At 58.3% G+C, this 18,149-nt stretch carries 17 protein-coding genes, 1 tRNA gene, 1 pseudogene and 1 riboswitch; of the genes and pseudogenes, 11 read left to right on the top strand and 8 right to left on the bottom strand.

Annotated features, from left to right (window positions below; genetic code table 11):
• Positions 1-159 precede the first annotated feature (159 nt).
• The 3 genes from HMPREF2888_RS00095 (at position 160) to thiD (ending at position 3,330) form a co-directional block, all read left to right on the top strand.
• On the top strand, positions 160-1,500 hold the full coding sequence (locus HMPREF2888_RS00095; protein ID WP_061922534.1) for an NAD(P)/FAD-dependent oxidoreductase: 1,341 nt from the start codon (positions 160-162) through the stop codon (positions 1,498-1,500).
• A 181-nt stretch (positions 1,501-1,681) separates the two neighbouring features.
• On the top strand, positions 1,682-2,224 hold the full coding sequence (locus HMPREF2888_RS00090; protein ID WP_061922537.1) for a CAP domain-containing protein: 543 nt from the start codon (positions 1,682-1,684) through the stop codon (positions 2,222-2,224).
• 178 nt (positions 2,225-2,402) lie between these two features.
• Positions 2,403-2,500: riboswitch (TPP riboswitch) on the top strand.
• A complete protein-coding gene (thiD, locus tag HMPREF2888_RS00085) occupies positions 2,488-3,330 on the top strand; it encodes a bifunctional hydroxymethylpyrimidine kinase/phosphomethylpyrimidine kinase (RefSeq protein WP_061922540.1) in 843 nt (280 codons plus the stop codon). (Overlaps the previous riboswitch by 13 nt.)
• 27 nt (positions 3,331-3,357) lie before the next feature.
• On the opposite strand, the gene HMPREF2888_RS00080 is transcribed toward thiD, so the two are convergent.
• Positions 3,358-3,957, bottom strand: coding sequence for a class I SAM-dependent DNA methyltransferase (locus HMPREF2888_RS00080; protein ID WP_061922544.1), 600 nt, complete (start codon positions 3,955-3,957; stop codon positions 3,358-3,360).
• 108 nt (positions 3,958-4,065) lie between these two features.
• Here HMPREF2888_RS00080 and corA point away from each other — a divergent pair, with 108 nt between their 5' ends.
• Positions 4,066-5,139, top strand: a complete 1,074-nt coding sequence (corA, locus tag HMPREF2888_RS00075; RefSeq protein WP_061922546.1) for a magnesium/cobalt transporter CorA — start codon at positions 4,066-4,068, stop codon at positions 5,137-5,139.
• Positions 5,140-5,191: 52 nt separating this feature from the next.
• On the opposite strand, the gene HMPREF2888_RS00070 is transcribed toward corA, so the two are convergent.
• Positions 5,192-5,653 carry a PaaI family thioesterase gene (locus tag HMPREF2888_RS00070; RefSeq protein WP_235591039.1) on the bottom strand — a complete coding sequence of 154 codons (462 nt, stop codon included), beginning with the start codon at positions 5,651-5,653 and terminating at the stop codon, positions 5,192-5,194.
• A gap of 43 nt (positions 5,654-5,696) precedes the next feature.
• Between HMPREF2888_RS00070 and gndA the strand changes: the two genes are divergently transcribed.
• The 4 genes from gndA (at position 5,697) to HMPREF2888_RS00050 (ending at position 10,454) form a co-directional block, all read left to right on the top strand.
• Entirely contained in the window at positions 5,697-7,142 is a 1,446-nt protein-coding gene (gndA, locus tag HMPREF2888_RS00065) for an NADP-dependent phosphogluconate dehydrogenase (protein ID WP_061922549.1), read from the top strand.
• A gap of 119 nt (positions 7,143-7,261) precedes the next feature.
• The gene (locus HMPREF2888_RS00060; protein WP_061922552.1) at positions 7,262-8,662 is read left to right on the top strand and encodes a DEAD/DEAH box helicase; all 1,401 of its coding nucleotides are present in this window, start codon (positions 7,262-7,264) and stop codon (positions 8,660-8,662) included.
• Positions 8,662-9,525 (top strand): hypothetical protein, encoded by an 864-nt coding sequence (locus tag HMPREF2888_RS00055; RefSeq protein ID WP_061922555.1) that lies wholly within the window; start codon positions 8,662-8,664, stop codon positions 9,523-9,525. Before HMPREF2888_RS00060 ends, HMPREF2888_RS00055 begins: the two co-directional genes overlap by 1 nt.
• Before the next feature lie 71 nt (positions 9,526-9,596).
• On the top strand, positions 9,597-10,454 hold the full coding sequence (locus tag HMPREF2888_RS00050) for a VWA domain-containing protein (RefSeq protein ID WP_061922558.1): 858 nt from the start codon (positions 9,597-9,599) through the stop codon (positions 10,452-10,454).
• 359 nt (positions 10,455-10,813) lie between these two features.
• Here HMPREF2888_RS00050 and HMPREF2888_RS00045 read toward each other — a convergent pair whose 3' ends face one another.
• From HMPREF2888_RS00045 to secA2, 5 genes are all read right to left on the bottom strand, one after another.
• The gene (locus HMPREF2888_RS00045) at positions 10,814-11,392 is read right to left on the bottom strand and encodes a MerR family transcriptional regulator (RefSeq protein WP_141741042.1); all 579 of its coding nucleotides are present in this window, start codon (positions 11,390-11,392) and stop codon (positions 10,814-10,816) included.
• Positions 11,393-11,509: 117 nt separating this feature from the next.
• Positions 11,510-12,148, bottom strand: coding sequence for a bifunctional nuclease family protein (locus tag HMPREF2888_RS00040; RefSeq protein WP_061922564.1), 639 nt, complete (start codon positions 12,146-12,148; stop codon positions 11,510-11,512).
• 92 nt (positions 12,149-12,240) lie between these two features.
• Positions 12,241-12,987, bottom strand: a complete 747-nt coding sequence (locus tag HMPREF2888_RS00035; protein ID WP_061922567.1) for a transcriptional regulator FtsR — start codon at positions 12,985-12,987, stop codon at positions 12,241-12,243.
• 39 nt (positions 12,988-13,026) lie between these two features.
• Positions 13,027-13,458, bottom strand: coding sequence for an oxoglutarate dehydrogenase inhibitor Odhl (gene odhI, locus HMPREF2888_RS00030; protein ID WP_061922571.1), 432 nt, complete (start codon positions 13,456-13,458; stop codon positions 13,027-13,029).
• 98 nt (positions 13,459-13,556) lie between these two features.
• Positions 13,557-15,848, bottom strand: coding sequence for an accessory Sec system translocase SecA2 (gene secA2 / locus HMPREF2888_RS00025; protein ID WP_061922575.1), 2,292 nt, complete (start codon positions 15,846-15,848; stop codon positions 13,557-13,559).
• Positions 15,849-15,954: 106 nt separating this feature from the next.
• On the opposite strand from secA2, the gene HMPREF2888_RS00020 reads away from it, so the two are divergent.
• The 3 genes from HMPREF2888_RS00020 (at position 15,955) to HMPREF2888_RS00010 (ending at position 17,665) form a co-directional block, all read left to right on the top strand.
• Entirely contained in the window at positions 15,955-17,109 is a 1,155-nt protein-coding gene (locus tag HMPREF2888_RS00020; RefSeq protein ID WP_061922580.1) for a bifunctional alpha/beta hydrolase/OsmC family protein, read from the top strand.
• Positions 17,106-17,504 (top strand): YchJ family protein, encoded by a 399-nt coding sequence (locus HMPREF2888_RS00015; RefSeq protein ID WP_061922583.1) that lies wholly within the window; start codon positions 17,106-17,108, stop codon positions 17,502-17,504. The genes HMPREF2888_RS00020 and HMPREF2888_RS00015 overlap by 4 nt, the downstream gene beginning before the upstream one ends.
• 84 nt (positions 17,505-17,588) lie before the next feature.
• Positions 17,589-17,665 (top strand) — tRNA-Pro (locus HMPREF2888_RS00010).
• 219 nt (positions 17,666-17,884) lie between these two features.
• On the opposite strand, the pseudogene HMPREF2888_RS12925 reads toward HMPREF2888_RS00010, so the two are convergent.
• A pseudogene (locus tag HMPREF2888_RS12925) lies at positions 17,885-18,149 on the bottom strand (hypothetical protein); the annotation flags it as partial.

Here is an 18,149-nt window from a genome sequence, read left to right as displayed (position 1 = left end):
AGGCTTCCAATTAACCCTAGTGTGAAAAGCCCACCTAGATGCGCCGCCATGCCGAAGAAGAAGCTGTTTAACCTACATAAAGTATGCATGTACGGTGACTAGGGTTTAGACTGATTCGGTACAAAATTTTTCGCTTTCTTAGGAAGGTATCTCCCCACTATGGCTGAAACCCCTTACCGCCCTGCAGGCGGACGCCACCATGTAGTCGTCATCGGCGCCGGCTTCGGCGGCCTCAATGCAGTTCAGCAGCTGAAGAACGCTGACGTTGAGATCACCCTGATTGATAAGAAGAACCATCACCTTTTCCAGCCGATGCTGTACCAGGTAGCCACCGGCATGATTTCCGCCGGCGAGATTGCTCCTTCCACCCGTCAGCTTCTGCGCAACCAGGCCAACGCTCACTTCGTCAACGGCGAAGTCACCGACATCAATCTGGAAGGCCAGACCGTTACCGCTGAGCTTGAGGGCTTCCAGCGTACCTTCGCCTACGATTCCCTCGTCGTCGCCGCTGGCGCTGGGCAGTCCTACTTCGGCAACGATCACTTCGCTGAGTTCGCTCCGGGTATGAAGACCCTGGATGACGCACTGGAGCTGCGTTCCCGAATCGTCTCCGCCTTCGAAAAGGCCGAGTTCGTTGACGACCCAGCTGAGCGCGAGCGTCTCCTGACCTTCGTCATCGTCGGCGCCGGCCCAACTGGTGTTGAGTTGACCGGCCAGATCGCCGAGCTGGCTAACCGCACTCTGCGTGACCAGTACTCCAACTACGGCACCACCAGCGCCAAGATCTACCTGCTTGATGGCGCACCGCAGGTTCTTCCGCCATTCGGCAAGCGCTTGGGCCGCAAGGCGCAGCGCACCCTGGAACGTCTCGGCGTCGATGTGCGTCTGAACGCCATGGTCACCGACGTCACCGAGGACGCCGTCACTTACAAGAACATGAAAAACGACGAAGTCGTCACCATTGAGGGCGCAACCAAGATTTGGTCCGCTGGTGTGGCCGCTTCCCCACTGGGCAAGATGGTTGCTGACCAGGCAGGCGTCGAAGCAGACCGCGCTGGCCGTGTCTCCGTCAACGATGATCTGACCGTGGGCCAGCACTCCAACGTCTACATGGTCGGCGACATGATCTCCCTGAACCGCCTGCCTGGCGTGGCGCAGGTTGCGATCCAGGGTGGCGCACACGTGGCCAAGCTCATCAAGGCAAAGGTCGACGAGGAGTCCACCGCCAACGAGCGCGAGGCATTCGAGTACTTCGACAAGGGCTCCATGGCCGTCATCTCCCGCTTCAACGCGGTTGTGAAGATGGGCAAGACCGAGTTCGACGGCTTCCCGGCTTGGGTTTCCTGGATGGGACTGCACATCATGTACGTCCTTGGCTTCCGCAACCGCACCACCGTCGCGGTGAACTGGATCCAGAACATGATCTCCCGCGACCGCGGCAACCTCGAAATCACCGAGCAGCAGCGCATCGCTCGCAACTTCATCAACAAGAACAAGTAAGCCCAAATAAGCCACTGTTCTAGCAGTTGCAGCTATCCCCCGCACAACCACCAAACCACCTGGTGTGCGGGGGATTTTGTGTCCTTGATCTCGTTTCTGCGCAACCACACCCGAAGACGCGTGACGGGTGGTTGTATAAGAAATGTATCTACCCCTTCTCTCCTTACAAGGACGGTTCTCTATGCCTACTTCCTTGCTCAACATGGTCCCGCAGATTCTGGCCGGCCTTCTCACTCTCATCCTGACTCTCGTCGGCATTTTCACCGGCGGTTCAGTGGGCTCCAGCTCCAATGCACCGCAGCCAGGCGATACCTCGGTTACGAGCCCTAGCAACGGAAACTTCGACGTGGCAGCGGATCAAACCCGCGTCTTCAACGAACTCAACAAGTACCGCGCACAGTATGGTTTGACGGCGGTAAAGCGCTCCACCACGATGGATCAGCGCGCTCAGGATTGGGCAAACTATCTTGCTGAGACCGGCCAGTTCTACCACGACCCCAAGTTCAATGAACGCGAAAACATTGCGATCATCATGACCAATGATGTGTCCGAAGCCGTCTGGAACAGCTGGCACAATTCCAGCGGCCACCGCGCCAACATGCGCGCTGACGATGCCAAGTACGCAGGCCATGGCGTAGCTATCATGAAGAGCGGCAAATTCAAGGGCCAGAAAGTCATTGTTCAAAAGATCTCTGACGTTGCAGTACCGAATACTAGGGCATAGTCCGCATTAGGTTGATGCATTGTCCAGCTCCCACAACGCCGTGGGAGCTGGACTCTTCTTTTGTCGATGCATCTGAACTCCGCAACATTGCGTGATAATAGACGGGGCCTCCAACGCACTACCTGCCGATAAACTAGGCAAACCGCCTTCGTGCACTCCCAGTCTTTGTTAATCTCACTTCTACAACAAGGGGTGCCGCAGGCCTGCGGCTGAGATTAGACCCTTAGAACCTGCACTTAGTTAGCACTAGCGAAGGGATAGTTGTGAAGAATTCTCATCCACGGGGTAGTTTGCCGCGCGTATTGACCATTGCGGGCACCGATCCGACAGGCGGCGCCGGCGTCCAAGCGGACTTGAAGGCGTTTATGGCTGCGGGTGCTTATGGCATGTCCGTGGTAACGGCGCTGGTGGCGCAAAATACGCAGGGCGTGCGCTCGGTGCACACGCCGCCGCTGGAGTTCCTACAGGCCCAGTTGGACGCAGTGCTTGACGACGTCACGGTTGACGCCGTCAAGATCGGCATGCTCGGCAATGCAGATATCACCGCCTCCGTGGAAAAGTTTCTAGACCAGCTAGCACCTTCCACGCCGGTTGTTCTCGACCCAGTCATGGTCGCAACGAGTGGCGATCGCCTCTTGGACGAGCAAGCTGAGGCCGCAGTGCGGCAGCTGTGCAGCAAGGCCACCGTGATTACGCCGAACTTGAAGGAGCTCGCGGTGCTCACAGATACTCCGCAGGCCCAGACCTTCGAGGAGGCTACGGTCATCGCCCAGCGCTGGGCTGCTGATACCGGCACTGCCGTCATCGTCAAAGGCGGCCACCTGCCATCCGGCGATGCAGGAAACGCTGCTGTAAGCGCGGACGGCGTCTTAGTGCAGGTATCGAGCCCGCGCGTAGAGACCAAGAACACCCACGGCACCGGCTGCTCACTGTCTTCGGCACTGGCAGCACGATTGGGCGCCGGCGAAGATCTAGCAGAGGCTCTGGAATGGTCCACCACCTGGCTGCACGAGGCGATTGCCAATGCGGATGCCCTAAACGTAGGAAAAGGCCACGGCCCGGTGGACCATGGCCATATGCTGCGACGCCTCGCAGGGCTTTCATAGCAGCTCGTATCAGCTACTCAAGCGCGTTTAGAGAAGGTCAGCGCCCGGGCGCGTGAGAACCGCCACCAGGAAGGTGGAGCTTTCCTTGAAGACCTTCATATCCCACGAGGAGAAAAGGAAATCAACGCGGAAGCCCACCTCCTTAGCTAAGGTCAGGAAGTCATCGAATGCCCAGCCGCGGCCCTCACCAAAACCGACGACAAAACGGCCGTCGGAATGCAGCGAGTTGTAGATATTGCGCAGGGCTGCCTCACGGCCATCTACTGCCAGGAAGGTCATGACGTTACCTGCAGATACCGCTAGGTCGAAATCGCCTTCGGGAATCTCGTCTTCAGACAAGTCGCCGACTACCCACTGGCCATCCGGAAAGTCATGCTCGGCATGCGAAATCAGGATCGGGTCCACGTCGACGCCCACCACCGTGTGGCCGCGGCCCACCAACTCGCCGCCTAGGCGGCCCGTGCCACAGCCGGCGTCGAGGATGCGAGAGCCACGTTCCACCATGGCGTCGGCAAGCCGTGCTTCACCATGGATGTCTTTGCCCTGCGCAGCAAGCATCTTCCATTTGCGTGCGAAATTCTCCGAGTGCGCGGGGTTAGCTGCGGTTACTTCTTTCCAGGTAGGCATGAAAACTAGTATATGCCCTAAGCAGTGTAGGATTTAGCCGCTAAGTAAAACTGCCTGCCGAACCTGTTTTGGCGCGCAAACGTTATAGAAGTGAAGGAGGCTGAAACGATGCCGTCTGTCCCGTCGCCCTTTAGGCCACGCAAGAGAAACGATCCTCCCAGTTCCTCCCGCACCTTCTCCGTTCCAGCTGAGCGCGCGATAGAACACTGCCGTGTCTTCGTCGACGGCGAGGCACTACCGGGCGAGTTCACCCCTCACTCCGCACTCCGGACCGTCGAGGAATATGGCCGCGGATTCGTTTGGGTGGGTCTGCATGAGCCTTATGAATCCCAGATGACGAAGGTCGCTTCCGAGTTCGGTATTCACGAGCTGATTGTGGAAGACGCCGTTCAGGCGCACCAGCGTCCCAAGCTGGAGCGCTATGATGACCAGCTCTTCGTCGTCGCACGCTCGGTTAACTACCGCGACCACGATGAGGTTGCCGATAAGCGCCAGATCATCTCCACTGGTGAGGTCCAGATGATTTTGGGCAACAACTTCATCATTACGGTGCGCCACTCGGCTAAGCTGCCCAATCTCGCCTACACCGTGCAGGACGAGCAGGACTTGGTTGAGCTCGGCCCGGTAGCCATGGCCTGGAAGATTCTGGATATGTTGGTGGACCGCTACTCCGAGATCGTTCGCCTCATCGCAATAGAGATCGATGAGATCGAGGAAGAGGTCTTTACCCCACAGACCAAGTTCAACATCGACAGGATCTACATGTTTAAGCGTGAGATCTTGGAGATGAAGCACGCCATTGACCCGCTTTCGGTAGCGCTAAAGGCCATGACCAATGACCACAAGGATCTCATCTCCAAGCAGATCCGTTCCTACCTGCGCGACGTCAACGACCACGAGCTTGTGGTCAAGGACCAGGTTGCGGGCTTCGACGAGCGCTTAACCTCGCTTATCGACGCCTCCGTTGCCAAGGTGACCATGCAGCAAAACAGCGACATGCGTACCATCTCCGCGGTGGTCGGCATGTGGGCTGCCCCTACCCTGGTCGCCGGCATCTACGGCATGAATTTCGATGTCATGCCGGAACTGCACTGGGGCGGCGGCTACTTCATGGCGCTAGGCGTCATGGTGCTCGTGGTCGCGGTCATGTGGTGGTGGTTCCGCCGCAACCACTGGCTCTAGGGCTGAAACAAACGCCCTAGGGAGTACACAGCATTCCCTAGGGTCCGCAGCACTATGGGTTGACCATCGTGCGCAGGTTCGTGCGCGCAATGAGTTTGCCGGCTTGGCGCATCTCAATGCACCAGATGTGGGTGCGCCGACCCAGCTGTACTGGTGTTGCCACGGCTTCCAGAATTCCGTCAGACACTGAGCGGATGAAGTCAGTGTTGTTGTTGATTCCAACGACCGGTGCAGCCGCTGCAACGAAGGATGCAATGGAGCCCACGGATTCCGCGATGGAGCAATAAAGGCCGCCGTTGGCAACGCCCCACGGCTGGTGGTGCTCAGGCTTGACCTCAAGCTGGGCACGTACTTCGTCCTTCGAGACAAAAGTAAAGTCCAGGCCGAGCAGCTCGCCAAAGCCGTGGTTGTGGGCGTTGAAAATCGCGAGTTCCTCGGCGGAAAGCGGGCGTTCTTGGACGGTGGCGACCATTTTCGCCATGAGTTCAAACTTGTCTGGGTTTTCTTGGCTCATGCCATGACAGAGTAGCTGCAAACTCTGACGTAGGATAGAGCCCATGACTGAAAAGACTGAACTCGCCCACATCGGCGTTGTCGGCTTGGCTGTTATGGGCTCCAACCTGGCCCGCAACTTTGCCCACAACGGCAACACCGTAGCCGTCTACAATCGCAGCCCGGAAAAGACCCACAAGCTCATTGAAGCGTACGGTTCTGAAGGCAACTTTATCCCTTCCGAGACCATCGAGGACTTCGTCGCTTCTCTCGAGCGCCCACGCAAGGCCATCATCATGGTTCAGGCGGGCAAGGCTACCGATGCAGTCATCGACCAGCTCGCAGAAGCGATGGATGAAGGCGACATCATCATTGACGGCGGCAACGCCCTCTACACGGACACCATGCGCCGTGAGAAGGAAGTAGCTGCCAAGGGCAAGCACTTCGTCGGTGCGGGCATCTCCGGCGGCGAAGAGGGCGCGCTCAACGGTCCTTCCATTATGCCGGGTGGTCCGGCTGAATCTTGGGAGACTCTGGGCCCAATTCTCGAGTCCATCGCCGCTGAAGTCGACGGCACCCCGTGCGTTACCCACATCGGCCCGGATGGTGCTGGCCACTTCGTCAAGATGGTCCACAACGGCATCGAGTACGCCGACATGCAAGTCATCGGCGAGGCATACCAGCTGCTGCGCTACGGCGCGGGCTTGGAGCCGGCAGAAATCGCTGAGGTCTTCAAGGAATGGAACTCCGGCGACCTCGATTCCTACCTGATTGAGATCACCGCTGAGGTGCTCGCACAGAACGATCCAGAAACGGGCAAGCCGCTTGTCGACGTCATCCTGGACGCCGCCGGCCAAAAGGGCACTGGCCGCTGGACCGCCATCAACGGCCTAGAGCTCGGCGTACCAGTCACCGCCATCGCAGAGGCAGTCTTCGCCCGCGCACTGTCTTCTTCTGCTACTCAGCGCGCAGCTGCGCAAGACGGTGAGCTGCCGGCCGGCCTCATCTCCTCGGATGTCGACAAGCAGGCGTTCATCGAGGACGTACGCCGTGCCCTGTATGCCTCCAAGCTCATCGCGTACTCGCAGGGCTTCGATGAGATCAAGGCTGGCTCCGAGCAGTTCGGTTGGGACGTTGACCCGCGCGATCTTGCCACCATCTGGCGCGGCGGCTGCATCATCCGCGCGAAGTTCCTGGATCGCATCCGCGAGGCTTATGACACCAACCCGCAGCTGCCTGCTCTCATCCTCGACCCATACTTCAAGGGCGAGCTCGCCGAACTCATCGCTCCGTGGCGTCGCGTTGTCGTTGCCGCAACCCAGATGGGTCTGCCGGTGCCGGTATTCGCCTCTTCCCTGTCCTACTACGACAGCCTACGCGCTGAGCGTCTGCCGGCTGCGCTGATTCAGGGTCAGCGTGACTTCTTCGGTGCGCACACCTTCAAGCGCGTGGACAAGGAAGGCACCTTCCACATCGAGTGGTCCGGCGACCGCAGCCTGACTGAGATGTAAAAAGGCTTTTTCAGCCTTCTTTCAAAGCGCTAGGTTCTCTTCTTCAGCGGAGGATGCCTAGCGCTTTTGCTTTGCCTGGATTGCGGTCTAAGAAGCGTTGGCCACTAAGATTTAAGGCAATGACTACTTTCGCCGAACTCGGCTTACCGCAAGAAATCGTGCGTGTCCTCAACAAGCAGGGCATCACCGAACCTTTTCCCATCCAGCAGGCGGCTATCCCCGATGCGCTCGCTGGCAAAGATGTCTTGGGCCGCGGTCCTACAGGCTCAGGCAAGACCTTCACCTTTGGTCTGCCGATGCTCGCGCGCCTGGCTCAATCCGGCGCCTCGAAGCCTGCCCGGCCACGCGGCTTAGTGCTCGCGCCCACCCGCGAGCTTGCCACCCAGATCCACGAGCGCCTCAACGACCCAGCTAATGCCTTGGGCCTGCGCGTGCTTTCCGTGGTCGGCGGCGTGAACATCAATCATCACATCCGTTCGCTGGCTCGTCCGGTGGACCTGCTGGTGGCCACGCCGGGCCGTGCACAGGACCTCATCAACCAGGGCAAGCTCTCCTTGGAGGACGTCTCCATCACAGCGCTCGATGAGGCTGACCACATGGCGGACATGGGCTTCCTACCGCAGGTACGCAAGCTTTTAAAGCTCACGCCTGCCGACGGCCAGCGCTTGCTGTTTTCTGCCACGCTGGACGGAGACGTGGACAAGCTGGTGCGCCAGTTCATGCACTCCCCAGTAACACACTCCACTGCGCCTGTTGAGGCTGCCGTGGACACGATGGAACACCACCTCGTATTCGTGGGCGACCGCGACGCGCGAAACGACGTCGTCGTGCGAATCGCCGCACGTGAGGGCAAGACGATCATGTTCATGCGCACCAAGCATGGCGTCGACCGCCAAGCCAAGAAGCTGCGCCGTGTGGGCATCAATGCATTTCCACTGCACGGCGATAAGGGCCAGGGTGCACGCACCAAGGCGATTGAGGGCTTCGCCGACGGATCCGTGCCGGTGCTCGTGGCTACCGATATCGCTGCCCGAGGCATCGACATCGCGAACGTTTCCCTTGTCGTCCACGTTGACCCACCAGCTGAGCACAAGGCTTATCTGCACCGTGCTGGCCGTACCGCGCGCGGCGGCGAATCAGGTGCCGTGGTGACACTAGTTATGGACCAACAGCGTGAGGAAGTTGCCAAGCTCATCAAGAAGGCCGGCGTTGCGGCAGCAGAACTCGATCTCAGCGATCGCCCCACCCCCGCCGGTGCCCCAGAGCTAGCCAAGATCACCGGCGCGCGTAAGCCAAGCGGTAGCCCCCTTCCTCCACCGAATCAGAATGCATCTTCCCAGCAAGGCGGGAAGAAAAAGCCGGTTGGATCCCGGAAAGGCTCGCAGGGTAAGCCTAATCAGCCGAAGAAGGGCTCGGGCCGCAACTCTACAGACCGCAGAGCCTCGAGCAACGGCAAGGGCTACCGCTCCCGCAACGGAAAGCCAGGTGGTTCTCGCCGCCGAGGTGGTGGTCAGCGCTAATGCTGCTGACTGAGCAGGAGTGGCGGACACGGCATGACGCCCACGTCTCCCGCGCCAACGAGCTGCTAGCCCAGTTCCGCCATCCCGGTGACTATCACCCGGTTTATGACTTCCTCTTCGAGTACTATCCGGTGCGTCCCTCGCATTTGCGCCGTTGGCACCCTGGCTTTAACGTCACGCTCGCCGGCACGCCGGGCACGATCCCGCATGAGGAATGGCGCGACTACCATCGCACAGAGCAAGGCGTAACCCTTGACCTGGGAAACTTCTGGGCACGGCGGGGCGATTCCATCACTTATATCCGCAACCTGATGGCTAAAACAACCACGAATCCGGCTCAGTTCGATTGCTTCGGGCTACATGAGTGGGCCATGGTCTACAAGACGGACTCACCGCGCCATAACCTGCCGCTACGCCTTGGTGCCGAACGCACCAACGAGGTAGTGGAATCCCATCGCATTCGCTGCACGCACTATGATGCTTTCCGATTTTTCACGGAGCCTGCGCGCCCGCTCAACCTCACGGTCTTGACCCGTGAGGGCCAACCAGACAGCGACCAGGCCGGCTGCGTCCACGCCACGATGGACCTTTACAAGTGGGCCTGGAAACTCGGCCCGCTGGTTCCAGGCGAACTGTTCATCGAAACGCTGGAACTTGCCATCGAAGCCAGAACACTCGACATGGAGGCCTCACCTTATGATTGCCGTGGCTGGGGCTTCGGCGTGGTCCCAATCGAGACCGCGGCCGGCAAGGCGGAATATGTGGAGCGCCAGCGCGGGCTAGCCCAGAAAGCCAAACCATTGCGTCAACGGCTTGTCGCCATTGTTGACGAAGCCATGGCGGCTACAATTAGCAACCGTTAATGTGGCCTCCTTAAGGCTCGATATCCGGTTGTGAGAACGGCTATTACCGCCCCAGTGTGGAAGGAACTTTCGTGGCAAGACATTCCAACGGCAAAAACACATTCGCAGTGGCAGGCTGGGTATTGGCCCTCCTTGCAGCGTTGATCCTCGCACTCGCCGTCGGCGCCTATTTCCTTTTCCGCGGCAACGATGACGCCTCGACCGCCACTGCAGCAGCGTCTTCCGCAGTAGAGCCAGCCGAGGAATCAGGCGCAGCAATTTCTGATGCTGCCGCGCGCGATGAGCAAGCAGAAAGCAGCGCCGCCGCAAGCTCTGCGCCTGAGTCTTCAGAAAGCGCTCCTTCTTCCGCGGAGAAGCAACCAGAGGAAAATAAGCCTGCCACGTTCGCCGAAAATACCCTGGTTCTCCTCGATACCTCCGAGGGTCTGGCACCGTATTTCAACCAGGTAACGCAGGCCTTGGGCAACACCGCCAACGCGCTTGGCGAAAAGTCTGGTTTGGTAGGCCTGTGGAACTATTCTTCCCCACTGTCTGAGACCGCGACGGTGGGCTACCGCCAGAACATCGGCTATGGGGAGGCCGCCCCAGTGGCCTTTGCCCTGCAGCAGTTTGGAACCGGCGGCGTTCCGCAGACCCGCAGCGCCGTGACCGCAGCGGTGGCAAACGCAGCCGACCAAGCCGCAGGCACCGAGCAAAAGGCCAAGGTTCTGCTCGTTACCACCGGTACGGCCCAAGACATGGATGATCCAACTTTCCAGCAAGCTCTCGCCGATGCCAAGAGCGACAACGTCTCGCTTTCCGTCGTGCATATTGGCCCTGGGGAAAAAGACGCAGTGCTTGACGACGCCGCCGATTCCTTCACCGAAGTCACCGACCCTGCCGACCAGTCCGCCCTCGAGAAAGCCCTAAATCAAGCCGCAGGAGTTTAATCGCCGTTGCTGGCCTTACGCCACCTCGGGGCCTCCCCCCGTAGCGTCTCCGTCTTTCGCTGCAAATGGTGAGGTCCAAATGGTGAAGTCCAAATGGTGAGGATCAGATGGTGAGGTCGCGTAACACCAACATCATCGCTATACATCAGGCACAGCTTTTACGTCGCGTCCTCACCATTTAGAGATCCGGCTGCGGTGCACCTAGAGCTAGTGCCTTACTAGCCCGTTCTACAGATAAGAGAAAACGCTAAAACGCTTACAGTCCCCAACTCACGTGAGCTCGAGCTGGGGACTGTAAGCGTTTTGAAGCTGACCCGCGGGTTCCCACGGGAGCAAGGCCGCTTTACGCGGCCTAGGACCTAGGAGGACTTACGGTTGCGGCGTGCAGCCAGCTCGTCGATACCAATGACGGTCTCGTCCTTGAATTCGTCCAGGCGCTCTGCCGGGAAGGAAGAGATAGTGCCGGAAAGCTCCTTCAGGATGCCCGGGACCGCGATGCCGAAAACGCCCTGGCCGCCTGCCAAAAGGTCAATGACCTCATCGTTGGAGCGGCACTCGTAAACAGTGGTTCCGTCGGAGACGAGGGTCAGCTCTGCAAGGTCGTTAACGCCACGGTCACGCAGGGACTCAACTGCCAGGCGAATGTTCTGCAAGGAAATACCGGTATCGAGCAGACGCTTGACAATCTTGAGAACCAGAACGTCCTTGAAGGAGTACAGACGCTGGGAGCCGGAGCCACGTGCATTGCGAATGGACGGGTTGACAAGGTTGGTGCGTGCCCAGTAATCCAACTGACGATAGGTAATGCCGGCTACCTGGCAGGCAATTGGCACACGGTAGCCGAGCTCCTCGTCCGGTCCGACGTCGAAGAGCGACTCTTGCACGTAGCCCTCGCCTGCTCCGTGGGAGGCGTTGTACTCGTCTAGGTTCTCGTTGATGCTCACGTAATTACTCCAATGGGGTTTGTTGGAAGCCTCTAGGGCTTAATTAAAGGCCACGCCCCTAACCCCGTCAAGGCTAGAGGCTAAAGCTTGGCCAAACTCTCTAGCTTTACTTTAGACTTCTTCGTCCCCATTGTCATCATTAGTCACACGCGTGTCATTAGAATCTTTTTTATCTTCCGTTTCAAAAAAGTCCTCTTCAGAGACGCCCAACGAGCGCATCATCGCCTCGAAATCAGCATCTGCCTGCGGGTTACCCGAAGCGGAGCTATCTGAGCTGGACGTTTTCGCCACTTCCTCACCAGCATCGTCGGCGGGCGGATCGAAATGGAAATCAAAGTAAGCATCCATATCGTCATCCGAGACAAAGACGGCCACTTTAGACAACAGCTCTTTTTCTACAGTGATTGGTACATTGAAGTGTTCCGAAACCACCAGAGCATCGCTAAGCTTTGCGTCGTGCGCCTCACCCGCCGCATCGACGATGTCGACCATAAAGGTGCCTTCGTAATAGTTAACGATCTCAATGGAGCCCACGCCACCGAGTTGCTCAATGAGCTCGATGAGAAGGTCGTGTGTGGTGGGGCGGGTTTCGCTATAACCGTCGAGGCGCTGCATAACGCGCGCGCCTTCTAGTTGCGAGAGCCAAACGGGGAGGATGCGATTTCCTTCTACCCAGCGCATAAGAGCGCATAGTTCGCTTTCCGGCTCCATAACGTGAATGCCGTGGAACTCAAGACTAATTTTTCCCATGCTCTCCACTCTCCCACATTTGCCCGCCGCGTGGTGACGGAGAGCTTTATGTGGGCCGCTAGCACCAGGCACTAGCGGCGAAATCGGGAAATCTAGGAGTTGTATTCGTGACGCAGGTCAGTCTTGACCATGGTCGCGTGTAGCGAGACAACCAAAGCGGTCATCTGCTGTGACAATTCCTCGGCCTTCTGCACGGCAGTATCCGAGTTGGAGTTGGCCACCGGGGAGGCAACCTGCGCGATGAGATCTGCTTGGCGGCGGGCATTGTTGCGCAGCGACTTCAGCTGACGCTCTTCAAAACCGAATGCCTTAAGAGCTACTGCGGCAGATACTACGGAGACGTCATCCGCATCGAAGAACCCCGATGCGTCCGGGGTAATCAGGCCAATCTTGACTAGGCCGGCAACCTCCACCTCAGTGGAGCCTGCCTGATCAGCAACCTCTGCGTCAGTAAGACGCGTAACAACCGGAGCACGGAACTGGTCCGGGCTCAGCAACGTTTCTGCCTTGCCAGCAGAAACGATTGCAGTGACCTGGCCGGAATCCATAGCTTCCAGCTGCTCACGGATGACCTTCAGCGGGGTGTAGTTGTCACGCTGAGAGGTGAGAATGTAGAGAAGGCGATCAACGTCTTCCTGAGTGAAACGACGGTAACCGGAGGCAGTACGCTGCGGCGTGATTAGACCTTCAGACTCGAGGAATCGAATCTTCGACACGGTGACGTCTGGGAATTGCTGATTCAGATGTTCCAGGACGACGCCGATCGACATGGTCTTAGCTTTTTTTGCCTTAGCGGTCCCTTTCCGCAGGGCCGCGGCGTTAGACTGTGCTGCGCTCACTATACTTCTCTTGAATTTCTCTAAAGACTCGAAACGTGTTTATTGATTGGCGATGAAGACCAGACGGAACTTGCCGATCTGGATCTCGTCACCCACGTGAAGAACCTGGGAGTTACGCGGCTCGCGGTTGACGTAGGTGCCGTTCAGGGATCCGACATCGACGACCTCAAACTCGCCCTCGTTCACGCGGAACTCAGCGTGGCGACGGGAAACGGTGACATCATCCAAAAAGATGTCTGCCTCTGGATGACGGCCCGCGGTGGTGGTTGGGCGGTCCAACAAGAAGCGGGCACCTGCATTCGGACCACGCTTTACAACGAGGAGGGCTTGGCCCTCGGAAAGGTTTTCCACACCTGCAACGGAGGTGTCATTACCGGCGGCAGCGCCGTTTTCCATCTCCTTGAGAAGGTCTGCACGGAATACAGAAGTGGTTTCTACCTGCGGTTCCGGCGTACCGGTATGCTCGCTCATTTTTACCTCCGAAGTGTCGGATTAATGTTGACTTATTCCATATTAGCGATTCGCCCGCTTCCGCGAGCATCCTCACCAGATTTGTTTCATAAATTACTTTAACGGAAGATATTACCGATTCCTTTAAGTACGGAATTTCCTCCGCCAGACAAGGGATTATCGGAGACCATATACGTCCAGGTGGCACTCGGGCGGGCAAGCCCCGAATCTTCCAGGTGAGCACCTTTTTCATCAATGTCCACCGACTTGAAGGTAGCCACCGACTCCTCCACGGCACGTTGCGCCAAATCCTTGAACTCGCGGACCGCAATACGGTGATATTCGTCGATCGGTGTCTCACGGGCAATCGCGCGCAGGTGAATCGACTCACGGACATCGTCCATCAGCTCTAGGTGGTCGGCCCACGCTAGGTCAAGATGGTAGAGCATGATTTCCCGAGCGGCTTTTTCCTTTACCTCTGCGGGAAGTTCGGCAAGCTCCGCGGCACGTTCGGGAGCGCGCTCAGCTAATTCCTCCCAGGCTTTTGCGGTGTCGAGCAGCTTCGCTCGGCGTTCATCGATGATAACGCGTTGATCCGCCAACAGCTGGTTGTACTTCCAAGTCTGCGCGTGAATTTCCAGCAGCTGGCCTTCGGTTACGCGCTGACAATGCGCCACGAAGTCTGCCACGCGTTTGGATTCAATACGGCCAGTTTCGTCCGGCTGCGCCGAGAGGGCTTCGTCCTCCCCGCCTTGCTTGACGACGTCGTCTTCCAAAGACACGAAGAAGAGCGACAGGCCCGGGTCTCCTTGGCGTCCAGCACGCCCGCGCAGCTGATTATCCAGGCGGGAGGTGCGATGGCGCGAAGTACCGATGACGGCGAGACCGCCCAGCTGCGCGACCTGCTCGCGGTCAGCCTCAGTAGCGCCGCCCAGCTTGATGTCTGTACCGCGGCCGGCCATCTGCGTCGAGACGGTCACGCGTGCGATATCGCCGGCTTCGGCGACGATGCGAGCTTCCTCAGCATCGTTCTTGGCATTGAGCACGCTGACTTCGACGCCGCGTTCGCGAAGTGCCTCGGCTAAATCCTCCGACTCCGCGACATCGTGCGTGCCCACGAGAACCGGCTGGCCAGTAGCGTTAAGGGCCACGATTTCGTCGACAATAGCCTTCGATTTCTCCTCGACCGTGGCATAAATGCGGTCGGCCTCGTCGAAACGCTGCAGTTGTTTATTGCGCTCGATTACAGAAACGCGCAGATCATAGAACTGACGCAACTGGTCAGTCGCCTCAACCGCGGTGCCGGTCATTCCGCACACCGTCGGGTAACGGCGCATCAGCTCCTGCAGAGTGATCGTGTCGAGGATGCGGCCACCCTCGGAGACTTCAAGGCCTTCCTTAGCTTCCACCGCAGCCTGCAGGCCGTCCGGCCAGCGCTGCAAGTCAGCAACGCGGCCGCGGGAGGCGTCGATTAGCTGCAACTTGCCATCTACAACGATGTAGTGGATATCACGAATCAGCAAGGCCTTGGCGTGCAAAGCCAGATTCACCTTGACCAGAATCGTTCCGATGTTGTCCTCGGAATACAGCGAGTCAATGCCCAACTCGCGCTCGACGCGTGCCGCGCCATCATCGGTCAAAGCAACGGTACGGCCATCTTCGGCGATGACGTAGTCCAAGTCCTCACGAAGACGCGAAACCACATTGGTGATATGACCCGTGGGAGCCTCCCCTGGACGGTTTCCTGCCAGTACCAACGGAACCAGAGCCTCGTCGACCAAAACAGAGTCAGCCTCGTCTACCAAAGCGACGTCGGCTCGCGCCTGCACGGTCTGCTCGCGACTAGTGATCTGGTTATCGCGCAGCACGTCGAAGCCGAGCTCATTGACTGGGGCATAAATAATGTCGCAGGAATACGCTTTGCGACGCTGCGCGGCGTCCTTCTTCTCCGTCACGGAGTCTACGGTGAGGCCAAAAAATTCGACTAGCGGGCGCATCCATTCAGCATCCCGATCGGCCAAGTAATTGTTTACCGTCACAAGGTGGACGCGCTTACCGGTCAATGCGAAGCCGGTTGCGGCCATGGCTCCGACGAGGGTCTTGCCCTCACCAGTGGCCATCTGGATGACGTCTCCGGAAAGCAGGCGCAACACCGCTTGGGACTGAACGTGGAAAGGTTGCATGCCAAGCGTACGCTCGCTGGCCACGGCAAGGGCTGCCAAAAATCGCGCTTTATCTGCGATTTCACCCTCACGCACAGAGTCGCGGGCGGATTGTGCCACGGCGGCGTCGTCAAGCGCGGATAGCTCCTGGGTCGCAGCACCGGAGCTATCCACGATGGCTTTCGACTTTTTATCGTTCCGCTCGCTCTGCGCACCCATGGCCTTCCAAAACCAGCCAAATGCACCCATGTTCGTCTCCGTTACTGTTGAATGCTTCTTAAGTAAATCTTTAACTCTACCGACTCTAGCTAACCCTCTGTGGCCTATGTAGAGACGGCTCTATATCCTAGTCTTTATGCAATCTGTGAACGTGAAGCTCCCGTCCTCCACTGGAACCATGATGGCGGGTACCATTGACTTTCCTGACTCCGCGCCACAAGCCTTTGCGATCTTCGCGCACTGCTTTGCTGGATCGCGCCACACTCCCGGTGCGGCTCGCGTATCTAAGCAGCTCACCAATTTCGGCGTAGCTACCCTGCGCTTCGATTTCCCGGGCCTCGGCCAGTCCGAGGGCAATTTCGGTGAGACCAACTTCAGCCAAAATGTTGCTGATATTCAGGCTGCAGCAAACTGGCTGGCTGAAAACTACTCCGCTCCGCAGCTTCTGATGGGCCACTCCTTGGGCGGCGCCGCCTCCCTGGCAGCGGCAAGCGGTATTCGCTCCCTCAAGGCAGTGGCAACCATCGGCGCACCATTTGATCCTGCCCACTCTGTTTTGCACTACGCCGACAAGATTGGTGAGGTTGACGCAAATGGCGAGGTCGAGGTCATCCTCGGCGGTCGCGCGCTGACCATCTCCCGTCACTTCCTCGAAGACTTGGCGGATACCAACCCAGAGGATTACCTGCGCCTGCTGCGCAAGCCGCTGATGATCTTGCACTCCCCGATCGACCAAACCGTTGGCATCGACAATGCCCAGAACATCTTCTTAAAGACGCGCTACCCCAAGTCCTTGGTGGCCTTGGACAAGGCAGACCACCTCGTCACCAAGCAGGGTGCCGCTGCCCGCGCCGCAGACCTCATTGGCGCTTGGTTCGAGCAGTTCATCGTGCCGGAGAATGTACCAGCCCACATCGATGAAACTGCAGCTGAAGCGCAGCCTGCAGTCGGTACTAAGTTCGGCGTGGTGGTTCGCCACAATGAGCGCAGCGTCACGGCTGACCGCCCCAAGAAACAGGGCGGAAAGGGCCAAGGATTCACCGCGGAGGGCCTGCTGATGTCCGCGCTAGCTGCCTCGACCACGCAAACAATCAAGGAAGCCTCCAAAGGCATGCCGCTCGACGACGTCCAGGTCAACGTCACGTATGTGGGGGACACGACGTTTGAGCGCCGCATAAAGCTTGTGGGCGATCTTTCAGCGCAGCAGAAGTCGACCTTGCTCGAGGCCGCGAAGTCCTCTCCTGTTGAGCTGTTGCTGGGCGCCGCCCAAATCGTGGACGTCGAAGCATGATCGTGCTCAACCCCTTGTGCCCCGAAGCCCGCTGCCCTTGTGGGCTCGGGCTTAGCTTCGGCGAATGCTGCGGCAAGTACCACGGCGGCAAGCCCGCCCCGACCGCTGAGGCCCTCATGCGCTCACGCTTTTCGGCCTTCGTGACCGGCGATGAGGATTACCTGCTGCGCACCTGGGACCCGGAAACCCGGCCAGAGCGCCTACACCTGGAAGACAACGGTATCCACTTTTATCGCCTGGACATCATCGATACCGTCGACGGCGGCCCGCTCGATGATACGGGAATCGTGGAGTTCGAAGCTTTCTACAAAGGCGCGGCCGCAGGCTCCCAGCGTGAGCGCTCACAGTTCCGGCGCACACAGTGTCAGTGGGTATATAGCACCGGCGATTTTTAAGCAATACCCAGCTCACACAGGCGATTGGAATCAGTGAATACTACTGATGTAATCTATTCAGGTCGCATCCTCGAGATGTGACGGCGGACTATGGCGCAGTTTGGTAGCGCACTACACTGGGGGTGTAGGGGTCGCAGGTTCAAATCCTGTTAGTCCGACCAAACCGGAAGACGGTTTTGCGAATCTAGCTTAAATCATTTGCGAAACTGCTCCGCATAGCTAAACCCACCGCTTCACCGCGGTGGGTTTAGTCGTTTTCGCTCTGTTCCAGTCGTTGACTAATAAGGAACACAACATGGTTCGCCCCCTCTAAAACGACTTCTAGCCCGGAACCCCATATCGGTTTTCCGAGCTAGATGGATAAAAGTATTCAGTTGGTCTTAAGCGGCCTCGCGCGCAGGCGGCGCGTTCGGGCTTGCCTTCTCGCGCGCCGGATCGCGCGGCGGTACAGGTTTACCAGAGTCAGGAGGCGGAGTCTTTTCATCCCGATCCACCCGGCCAAGAAAACGCCGAATCATAGATACATTGGCCGCGACCACACCAAGAGCTGTATAGAAGAAGGCCGCAGCAAAACCGCGTACAGGTCTTCTCGTATGGTCACCAATAGCAGCACCACTGAAGTGTCCCAGGTTTTGTTCCGTTTGA

It is taken from the genome of Corynebacterium sp. HMSC077D03, from assembly GCF_001808545.1.
Classification (GTDB): domain Bacteria; phylum Actinomycetota; class Actinomycetes; order Mycobacteriales; family Mycobacteriaceae; genus Corynebacterium; species Corynebacterium simulans.
This window is presented reverse-complemented; position numbering and strand designations above follow the sequence as displayed.

Bases quoted from the DNA above. Each gene is read 5' to 3' on its own strand.
- HMPREF2888_RS00095 (WP_061922534.1), top strand. From the start codon at position 160: ATGGCTGAAACCCCTTACCGCCCTGCAGGCGGACGCCACCATGTAGTC.
- gndA (WP_061922549.1), top strand. From the start codon at position 5,697: ATGACTGAAAAGACTGAACTCGCCCACATCGGCGTTGTCGGCTTGGCT.
- HMPREF2888_RS00060 (WP_061922552.1), top strand. From the start codon at position 7,262: ATGACTACTTTCGCCGAACTCGGCTTACCGCAAGAAATCGTGCGTGTC.
- HMPREF2888_RS00040 (WP_061922564.1), bottom strand. From the start codon at position 12,148: ATGGGAAAAATTAGTCTTGAGTTCCACGGCATTCACGTTATGGAGCCG.
- HMPREF2888_RS00080 (WP_061922544.1), bottom strand. From the start codon at position 3,957: ATGCCTACCTGGAAAGAAGTAACCGCAGCTAACCCCGCGCACTCGGAG.
- corA (WP_061922546.1), top strand. From the start codon at position 4,066: ATGCCGTCTGTCCCGTCGCCCTTTAGGCCACGCAAGAGAAACGATCCT.
- HMPREF2888_RS00070 (WP_235591039.1), bottom strand. From the start codon at position 5,653: ATGAGCCAAGAAAACCCAGACAAGTTTGAACTCATGGCGAAAATGGTC.
- odhI (WP_061922571.1), bottom strand. From the start codon at position 13,458: ATGAGCGAGCATACCGGTACGCCGGAACCGCAGGTAGAAACCACTTCT.
- HMPREF2888_RS00015 (WP_061922583.1), top strand. From the start codon at position 17,106: ATGATCGTGCTCAACCCCTTGTGCCCCGAAGCCCGCTGCCCTTGTGGG.
- HMPREF2888_RS00020 (WP_061922580.1), top strand. From the start codon at position 15,955: ATGCAATCTGTGAACGTGAAGCTCCCGTCCTCCACTGGAACCATGATG.
- HMPREF2888_RS00090 (WP_061922537.1), top strand. From the start codon at position 1,682: ATGCCTACTTCCTTGCTCAACATGGTCCCGCAGATTCTGGCCGGCCTT.
- HMPREF2888_RS00055 (WP_061922555.1), top strand. From the start codon at position 8,662: ATGCTGCTGACTGAGCAGGAGTGGCGGACACGGCATGACGCCCACGTC.
- secA2 (WP_061922575.1), bottom strand. From the start codon at position 15,848: ATGGGTGCATTTGGCTGGTTTTGGAAGGCCATGGGTGCGCAGAGCGAG.